Source organism: Pseudomonas sp. GM84 (assembly GCF_000282535.1).
In the GTDB taxonomy this organism is placed as follows: Bacteria; Pseudomonadota; Gammaproteobacteria; order Pseudomonadales; family Pseudomonadaceae; genus Aquipseudomonas.
This window is the reverse complement of sequence record NZ_AKJC01000282.1, coordinates 1-7,579: the sequence shown is the minus strand read 5'-3', so window position 1 is coordinate 7,579 and position 7,579 is coordinate 1. Positions and strand designations below refer to the sequence as shown.

The window sequence follows — 7,579 nt, the reverse complement described above, 5'->3', positions numbered from 1 at the left end:
GGGGGAGCGGGCTTGTCCCGCGAAGCAGGCAACGCGGTGGATGGCACCGGCTTTGCCGGTGTTCGCGGGGCAAGCCCGCTCCCACACGGATATAGCACTAGCCTTCGAGATCATGAGCAAAACAGTCGCTCCCACAAGAGCGCGCCAGTGCGCCTTGAGGAAGCCGAGTGCGTAGCTCTGCTGTCAGTACTGGAGGCAAAACACTGGCACCTGACCCGCGTCGCTGAGCACTTGGGCATCAGCCGCAATACCTTGTATCGAAAACTGCGCAAACACGGCATTGCCAGGGGCGCCTGAGCGAAACAGCGGGTGCGATTTCCCCCGCCCTGGGCTACCCTGCCTCGAAGTTTTGCGAGGTCGACCATGCATATTCATATTCTCGGTATTTGCGGCACTTTCATGGGTTCGCTGGCGGTGCTGGCCAAAGCGCTCGGCCACCGCGTCACGGGCTCCGACGCCAACGTCTATCCCCCGATGAGCACCCAGCTCGAGGCCCAGGGCATCGAGCTGACCCAAGGCTACGACCCGGCCCAGCTGGACCCGGCGCCGGACCTGGTGGTCATCGGCAACGCCATGTCGCGGGGCAACCCGGCGGTGGAGTATGTGCTCAACAAAGGCCTGCCTTACGTGTCCGGCCCGCAGTGGCTGGCCGACCACGTGCTGCAGGGCCGTTGGGTGCTGGCGGTGGCCGGCACCCACGGCAAAACCACCACCAGCAGCATGCTGGCCTGGGTGCTGGAGCACGCCGGCATGAGTCCGGGCTTCCTGATCGGGGGCGTGCCGCAGAACTTCTCGGTTTCGGCGCGTCTGGGCGATACCCCGTTCTTCGTGGTCGAGGCCGACGAATACGACAGCGCGTTCTTCGACAAGCGTTCGAAGTTCGTGCATTACCACCCGCGCACCGCGATCCTCAACAACCTTGAGTTCGATCACGCGGATATCTTCCCCGATCTGGCGGCCATCGAGCGGCAGTTCCATCACTTGGTTCGCACCATTCCAAGCGAGGGTCTGGTCATTCACCCCACCACCGAACAGGCCCTGGAGCGGGTGATCGGCATGGGCTGCTGGACCCCGGTGCAGACCACCGGTGAAGGCGGCCAGTGGCAAGCACGCCTGCTGAGCGCCGACGGCTCGCGGTTCGAAGTGCTGTTCGAGGGTGAAGCGCAGGGTGTGGTCGACTGGGCTTTGACTGGCCAGCACAACGTCGCCAACGCCCTGGCGACCCTGGCAGCCGCTCGCCATGTGGGCGTGGTGCCGGCGATGGGCATCGAGGGCCTGAGCGCCTTCAAGAGCGTCAAGCGCCGCATGGAAAAGGTCGCCGAAGTGCAGGGCGTGACCATCTACGATGACTTCGCCCACCACCCGACCGCCATCGCCACCACCCTCGACGGCCTGCGCAAGCAGGTAGGCGAGGCGCCGGTGATCGCGATCATCGAGCCGCGCTCCAACTCGATGAAGCTGGGCGCCCACCGTGACGGTTTGCCGGAAAGCGTCAACGACGCCGACCAGGTGATCTGGTACGCGCCTGCGAACCTGGGCTGGGACCTGGGCGCCACCGCCGCGCAATGCAAGGTGCCTAGCGTGGTGGCCGATAGCCTTGAAGCGATCATCGAGCGGGTCAAGGGCCAGGCGCGCCCGGGTACCCATGTGGTGATCATGAGCAATGGCGGCTTCGGCGGCCTGCACGGCAAGCTGGCCGAGGCCCTGAAGTGAGCGGGCCGGAACGCATTACCCTGGCCATGACCGGCGCCTCCGGGGCGCAGTATGGCTTGCGCCTGCTCGACTGCCTGGTGCGCGAAGACCGAGAAGTGCATTTCCTCATCTCCAAGGCTGCGCAGTTGGTGATGTCGACCGAGACCGACGTGGTGCTGCCGGCCAAGCCCCAGGCCATACAAGCGTTTCTGACCGAGTACACCGGTGCTGCGGACGGGCAGATCCGTGTGTATGGCAAGGAAGACTGGATGTCGCCGGTGGCCTCGGGCTCCGGCGCCCCGGCGGCGATGGTGGTGGTGCCTTGCTCCACCGGCACCCTGTCGGCCATTGCCAGCGGTGCCTGCAACAACCTGATCGAGCGTGCGGCGGACGTTACCCTCAAGGAGCGTCGCCAGCTGATTCTGGTGCCACGCGAGGCGCCGCTGTCGACCATCCATCTGGAGAACATGCTCAAGCTGTCGCAGATGGGGGCGGTGCTCCTGCCCGCAGCGCCAGGCTTCTATCACCAGCCACAGACCATCGATGACCTGGTCGATTTCGTGGTGGCGCGCATTCTCAATCTGCTGAACATCCCGCAGGACATGTTGCCGCGCTGGGGTGAGCACCATTTCGGGGTGGATGATTGAAGCGTTCGCTGGCCGGGTTGCTGGCCGCGAGCCTGCTCAGTGGTTGTGCCACGGTACGCACGCTGGATGCGAACAAGCCAGGGGCGCCGGTGGTGTATGCCGGTACCAGGCTGGACCTGTACGTGATGAATGGGGGGTGCTGCCCGAAGGATCATTTCGGTGCCGAGGCACCGGCGTATCCGGGGCTGGACCTGCCCGGCAGTGCGTTGCTGGATACCTTGTTGCTGCCGCTGTCACTGCTGACTGCGGCCGGGATCGGCTTCCAGGCTACGGGAGGCCTGTAAAACCTATCGCCGGCAAGCCGGCTCCCACATGTACCCCACAGTTTTCAAAGCCTGTGCCGTACCTGTGGGAGCCGGCTTGCCGGCGATAGGGCCCTTGCAGACGAATGCTATTTCTTGCCCAGCTTGCGCAATTCATCCGACTCGATAATCCGAATCCCGTCTTCCTCTTCCAGCGCCAGGCGCCACAGCGCTCGCGCCAACGTGCACGCCTCGATCCCCCGATACTTGCCCGGCATCAATCGCGAAAACGGTGATGCCAGCCGTTCACCCAGCCGCGGTTGAATTCGCTCACCCAATAGCAGCGATGGCCTGACGATCGTCAGCTGCGGCCAGTCCAGCGCTTTGAGTGCCTCTTCCATCTCGCCTTTGACCCGGTTGTAGAAAATCGGCGACTTCGGGTCGGCGCCGATGGCACTGACCACCAGCAGATGCCGCGCGCCCATTTCCCGTGCCCGCTTGCTGAAGGCCACCACCATGTCCAGGTCGACGGCGCGAAACGCCTGTTCCGAGCCGGCTTGCTTGAGGGTGGTGCCAAGGCAGCAGTAGGCGATGTCGACGCGCCCGGCCAGCTGAGGGAGAAACACCGCCGGGTCGCCGACCGGGTTTTCCAGGTGCGGATGAGCCGCCAGCGGCCGACGAGTCGGGGCCAGCACGCGGCTGATGGTGGGTTCGTTGAGCAGGCGGTCAAGCAGATGTTCACCGGTAAGGCCCGTTGCACCGGCAAGCAGGACATGCTGAGGCGTCAAGTACATGATGTCTCTCCTGTGTTACACACAAGCTTAGTGGGTGCCAGGCGTTTTTGCCTGTTCCTGCGCCTGGGCTTGTGTGGCATTTCGCAAGGCTTCTTCGGCTTGTTGCTGGCGCAGGCGCTGCCAATGTGCCAGTACTGCGGGCGGGGCCCAGATCTGTGGCTCCGAGGCCTCGAAACCTTCTCTTCCTTCACGTTCGGCAACGCTGCTGCGCGCCAGTTCGAACGCCTGTTTCAAATCATCGGTCTGGTTCAATGCCTCGGCGAACAGGGCGTCGCCAAAGTAAGTGAAATCGGCTTCTTCCGAGCAGCCGAAGGACACTCGGTCGGCACGCGCGGCGGTCATGATCACGGTGCGATCGTCTTTGAGCGGCGCGATGTAACCGCCGGAATAGCAGGCGGAGATGACAATTATCTTGTCGCGGTCCTTGAGCGGAGCCAAGGCGCTGGCCAGCTCATCGGCGGGCAGGTCGGCCAGCTGAAAGCGCGGCTGATCGAGCACCAGTTGGTGGTCCGCGCTGCCGTGGCTGGTCAGGTAGATGAACACCAGGTCTTCCGGGCCGCTGCGTTCGGCCAGGGTGCGGGCGGCGCGGGTCAGGTTCTCGCGGGTGGCCATGGGCCGGGTCGTCATCTGGTCGCGGTGGTTGACCAGGGTGACCTGGCCGCGGGCCCCGAAACGCACCTTGAGCATGTTGCTGACATAGTCGGCTTCGCGCAGGAACACGCTCTGCTGACCATCGCCCGCCAGCACCAGGCTGTACAGCTGGATGGGCGGGGCCGAGCGGGGCACGCGGGCCAGGGCTTCGTCGAGCAAACGACCCTGGTTGAGCAGGGCCAGGTCCAGTGGGTCGGGCAGCAGCTTGCCCTTCTGGTCGCGCACGCGCACACCGTTGACCCAGTAGCCGCTTTCGACCTTGCCATTGGCCAGGGTCAGTTTGCCTTGGCCGTGGTAGGCATCGTTGTCGAAGCCGCCGATGTATTTGCTGCCATCAGGCAGTTGCAGGCTGCCGTGGCCAGAGAGGCGCCAGTCGACGAAACTGCCCTTGTAGTGGCTACCGTCGCTGCCCAGCAGTTCGCCTTCGCCGATCAGCGCACCGTCCTTGAACTCGCCGATCCACACATCGCCGTCGGCATTCTCGTAGCGGCCGCGGCCCTCGAGGCGGTTGTCCTTGAACTCGCCGATGTACTGTTCGCCATCGACGCTGTCGTAGGTGCCGCTGCCTTGCAACTGGCCGTCGACGAAGCGGCCGCTGAACTGGTTGCCGCTGGCATCGCTGCGCACGCCGGCACCGTTGGGCTTGCCCTTGGCGAACAGGCCCTGGTAGCGGCTGCCGTCGGCCAGTTCGAGCTGGCCCGCACCCTCGTACTGGTCGTCCTTGAACTGGCCACGGTAGGTCTGGTCGGCCTGTTTGAGCGTGCCGTCGCCATCACGTCGGCCGTGGCTGAAGGTGCCGGCGTAGTGGCTGCCGGGGGTGGTCAGGTCGCCCAGGCCCTGGAACAGCCCGGCGGCGAACTGGCCGCGATAGACCTCGCCATTGCTGCCGTGCCACTCGCCCTGCCCATGCCACTGGCCGTCCTTGAAGTCGCCGGCGTACCAGCTGCCATTGGGGTAGTCGATGCGCCCTTCACCCTGCAGCAGGCCGTCCACTACCTGCCCGCGATAGCGGCCGCCGTCGGGCAAGCGCGCGTCCGGTGGCGACAATGCTTCGCCATCACCGCAAGCGGCGAGCAGCAGGGTCAGGGCGAATGGGAGCAGTGGACGCATGGCGGAATCCGGGCAATAGGTCTGCCGAGTATGCCGCAGAATGGTGCGCTATAGGTATGGCTGACCGGGCGGACGGGGTCTTGGCCAAGCCTGCGCCAGCAGGCAGCAGGCTTGGTCACGAACAGGCTTTGTCAGACGAAGCAGAGCGACAAAGGTTCGGCAATGTAGGCGGGTTTCTCTTCGCCTTCGATTTCCAAGGTCACCGTGGCCTTGAGCAGCCACTGCCCCGGCTTCTTCTCGGTCACTTGGGCCAGTTCGACCTTGAGGCGCACATTGCTGTCGACCTTCACCGGTTGAATGAACCGTACGCTGTCCAGGCCGTAATTGACGACCATCTTCATCCCCTCAGGGAGCACCAGGACGTCCAGCATCAATTTGGGTATCAACGACAAGGTCAGAAAGCCGTGGGCAATGGTGCTGCCAAACGGGGTTTTCGCCGCTTTTTCCGGGTCGACATGAATGAACTGGAAATCGCCGGTGGCCTCGGCGAACAGGTTGATGCGTTGTTGATCGATCTTCATCCAGTCGGAACGTCCCAGTTCCTTTCCAACGTATTGCGACAACTCGTTTACCGGTACAAGGGGCATCACGACTCTCCAGGTTCTTATTTGGTACGACAGTGCTAGATCAGCACGACTTGCCGACCCAGTCAAGTTGGCCCGCTCTTCGGCGAATATCGGCTTCTCACCGCCCGTGCTTATAATGGCCGGCATGCCCGAAGGAGACTCTTATGCTGTTGCGTGGTTTGACCTGGCTGGTGCTGTTTCAGCTGCTGGGTACGGCAATCAATCATCTGTGCGTACCGATATTGCCGGGGCCGATCATCGGCCTGCTGCTATTGCTGTTCTTCCTGATGGCCCGTGGTGAGGTGGGCAAGCCGCTGAACGAGGCGGCCAGCAGCCTGCTGCGCTACCTGCCGTTGCTGCTGGTGCCGCCGGCGGTTGGGGTAATGGTCTATGCCAAGGACATTGCCGCTGACTTCTGGGCCATTGCTGGCGCCTTGCTGATCTCCTGCCTGGTCACCCTGGTATTCGTCGGTGTGCTGATGCAAAAGCTCATGCAGCGCCAGCGCAAGCGCGAGGAGCTGTCATGATGCTCGATTGGCACGGCGCGCTGGATGCGGTTGTCCACCATCCCTTGTTCGGTATCGGCATCACCCTGGCCGCCTATCAGATTGTGCTGGCCGCCTACGAGCGCACGCGCTGGATCTTCCTGCAGCCGGTACTGGTGTCCATGGTGCTGGTGATCGCGGTGCTGCTGGTGTGTGGCATCGATTACCGCGAATACCGCAAGAGCACCGAAATCATGAACATCCTGCTCGGCCCCGCCACCGTGGCGCTGGCCGTGCCGCTGTACCTCAACCTGCGGCGTATCCGTCAGCTGTTCTGGCCGACATTTACTACGCTGGTAATCGGAGGCCTGTTCGCCACGGTCTGCTGCCTGCTGCTGGGCTGGTGGTTCGGGGCCGAGCACATGATCCTGATGACCATGGCGCCGAAGTCGGTCACCTCGCCCATCGCCATGCTGGTAGCCGAGCAGATTGGCGGCGTGGCGGCCTTGGCAGCGGTGTTCGTGCTGATTACCGGGGTGATCGGGGCCATTTTCGGCCCTGCGCTGTTGAGCCGCTTTGGTGTGCACAGCCCCGAGGCACGGGGCATGTCACTGGGCGTTACGGCGCATGCCGTGGGCACCTCGGTGGCCCTGCAGGAAAGTGACGAGTGCGGCGCGTTTGCCGCGTTGGCGATGAGCCTGATGGGTGTGGCCACGGCGGTGTTCCTGCCGTTGGCGGTCAGCCTGGTGGCTTGAGGAGTTGTGATGACGCTACCGCTGTTTCCGCTCGATACCGTGCTGTTTCCCGGCTGTCTGCTGGATTTGCAGATCTTCGAGGCGCGCTACCTGGACATGATTGGCCGGTGCATGAAGCAAGGCACAGGCTTTGGTGTGGTGTGCATCCTCGAAGGCGAGCAGGTCGGCAAGGCGCCGCCGGTGGTCGCGTCGATCGGTTGCGAAGCGCAGATTCGCGATTTCGTCCAGCAGGACAATGGTTTGCTGGGCATTCGCGTGGAAGGGGTGCGGCGTTTCGAGCTGGGCCAGACCGAGGTGCAGAAGGATCAACTGCTGCTGGGCGAGGTTCACTGGCTGCCGGAACAGCCGGACAGCCCCCTGACCGAGCAGGATGACGACCTGCTGGCACTGCTGGTGGCTCTTGGCGAGCATCCGATGGTCGAAGCCCTGGACATGCCGCGGGATGTCGACGGGCGCCAGGCGCTGGCCAACCAGCTGGCTTATCTGCTGCCGTTCATGGAGGAGGACAAGCTGGACCTGCTGGCGATCGACTCGCCGGCCGAGCGCCTGGCCGAGATCCAGAAGCTGTTGGAGCGGATTCAGGGTGAGTTGTTTGCCTGAGTGACTTTCTGGCGTCTCTACTGGCCCTATCGCCGGC

General features: G+C 63.7%; 10 protein-coding genes. 7 read left to right on the top strand and 3 right to left on the bottom strand.

The annotated features are described in order from the left end of the window. The 4 genes from PMI38_RS26765 to PMI38_RS20900 form a co-directional block, all read left to right on the top strand. On the top strand, nt 1-297 hold a 297-nt coding region (locus PMI38_RS26765; RefSeq protein WP_008098341.1), incomplete at its 5' end, for a helix-turn-helix domain-containing protein. Between the two features lie 66 nt (nt 298-363). After that, nucleotides 364-1,713, top strand: a complete 1,350-nt coding sequence (mpl, locus tag PMI38_RS20910) for a UDP-N-acetylmuramate:L-alanyl-gamma-D-glutamyl-meso-diaminopimelate ligase (protein ID WP_008098339.1) — start codon at nt 364-366, stop codon at nt 1,711-1,713. Further along, entirely contained in the window at nt 1,710-2,339 is a 630-nt protein-coding gene (gene ubiX, locus PMI38_RS20905; RefSeq protein WP_008098337.1) for a flavin prenyltransferase UbiX, read from the top strand. The genes mpl and ubiX overlap by 4 nt, the downstream gene beginning before the upstream one ends. Continuing rightward, nucleotides 2,336-2,623 (top strand): YceK/YidQ family lipoprotein, encoded by a 288-nt coding sequence (locus PMI38_RS20900; protein WP_008098335.1) that lies wholly within the window; start codon nt 2,336-2,338, stop codon nt 2,621-2,623. The genes ubiX and PMI38_RS20900 overlap by 4 nt, the downstream gene beginning before the upstream one ends. Before the next feature lie 107 nt (nt 2,624-2,730). Here PMI38_RS20900 and PMI38_RS20895 read toward each other — a convergent pair whose 3' ends face one another. The 3 genes from PMI38_RS20895 to PMI38_RS20885 all read right to left on the bottom strand — a co-directional run bounded on the left by PMI38_RS20895 (nt 2,731) and on the right by PMI38_RS20885 (nt 5,723). Beyond that, nucleotides 2,731-3,375, bottom strand: coding sequence for an oxidoreductase (locus PMI38_RS20895; protein ID WP_008098334.1), 645 nt, complete (start codon nt 3,373-3,375; stop codon nt 2,731-2,733). 27 nt (nt 3,376-3,402) lie between these two features. Beyond that, a complete protein-coding gene (locus tag PMI38_RS20890) occupies nt 3,403-5,136 on the bottom strand; it encodes a C13 family peptidase (RefSeq protein WP_008098332.1) in 1,734 nt (577 codons plus the stop codon). Between the two features lie 131 nt (nt 5,137-5,267). Next, entirely contained in the window at nt 5,268-5,723 is a 456-nt protein-coding gene (locus PMI38_RS20885; RefSeq protein WP_008098330.1) for a MaoC family dehydratase, read from the bottom strand. Between the two features lie 143 nt (nt 5,724-5,866). Between PMI38_RS20885 and PMI38_RS20880 the strand changes: the two genes are divergently transcribed. Genes PMI38_RS20880 through PMI38_RS20870 form a run of 3 tightly spaced genes read left to right on the top strand, consistent with a single transcriptional unit; the run spans nt 5,867 to nt 7,542 of the window. Continuing rightward, the gene (locus PMI38_RS20880) at nt 5,867-6,229 is read left to right on the top strand and encodes a CidA/LrgA family protein (RefSeq protein ID WP_008098328.1); all 363 of its coding nucleotides are present in this window, start codon (nt 5,867-5,869) and stop codon (nt 6,227-6,229) included. Next, nucleotides 6,226-6,942: an LrgB family protein gene (locus tag PMI38_RS20875; RefSeq protein ID WP_008098326.1), complete on the top strand. Its 717-nt coding sequence runs from the start codon at nt 6,226-6,228 to the stop codon at nt 6,940-6,942. The genes PMI38_RS20880 and PMI38_RS20875 overlap by 4 nt, the downstream gene beginning before the upstream one ends. Nucleotides 6,943-6,951: 9 nt before the next feature. Continuing rightward, nucleotides 6,952-7,542, top strand: a complete 591-nt coding sequence (locus PMI38_RS20870) for an LON peptidase substrate-binding domain-containing protein (RefSeq protein ID WP_008098323.1) — start codon at nt 6,952-6,954, stop codon at nt 7,540-7,542. The last annotated feature ends 37 nt before the right edge of the window (nt 7,543-7,579 follow it).

Bases quoted from the DNA above. Each gene is read 5' to 3' on its own strand.
- mpl (WP_008098339.1), top strand. From the start codon at position 364: ATGCATATTCATATTCTCGGTATTTGCGGCACTTTCATGGGTTCGCTG.
- PMI38_RS20895 (WP_008098334.1), bottom strand. From the start codon at position 3,375: ATGTACTTGACGCCTCAGCATGTCCTGCTTGCCGGTGCAACGGGCCTT.
- PMI38_RS20890 (WP_008098332.1), bottom strand. From the start codon at position 5,136: ATGCGTCCACTGCTCCCATTCGCCCTGACCCTGCTGCTCGCCGCTTGC.
- PMI38_RS20885 (WP_008098330.1), bottom strand. From the start codon at position 5,723: ATGCCCCTTGTACCGGTAAACGAGTTGTCGCAATACGTTGGAAAGGAA.
- PMI38_RS20880 (WP_008098328.1), top strand. From the start codon at position 5,867: ATGCTGTTGCGTGGTTTGACCTGGCTGGTGCTGTTTCAGCTGCTGGGT.
- PMI38_RS20875 (WP_008098326.1), top strand. From the start codon at position 6,226: ATGATGCTCGATTGGCACGGCGCGCTGGATGCGGTTGTCCACCATCCC.
- PMI38_RS20870 (WP_008098323.1), top strand. From the start codon at position 6,952: ATGACGCTACCGCTGTTTCCGCTCGATACCGTGCTGTTTCCCGGCTGT.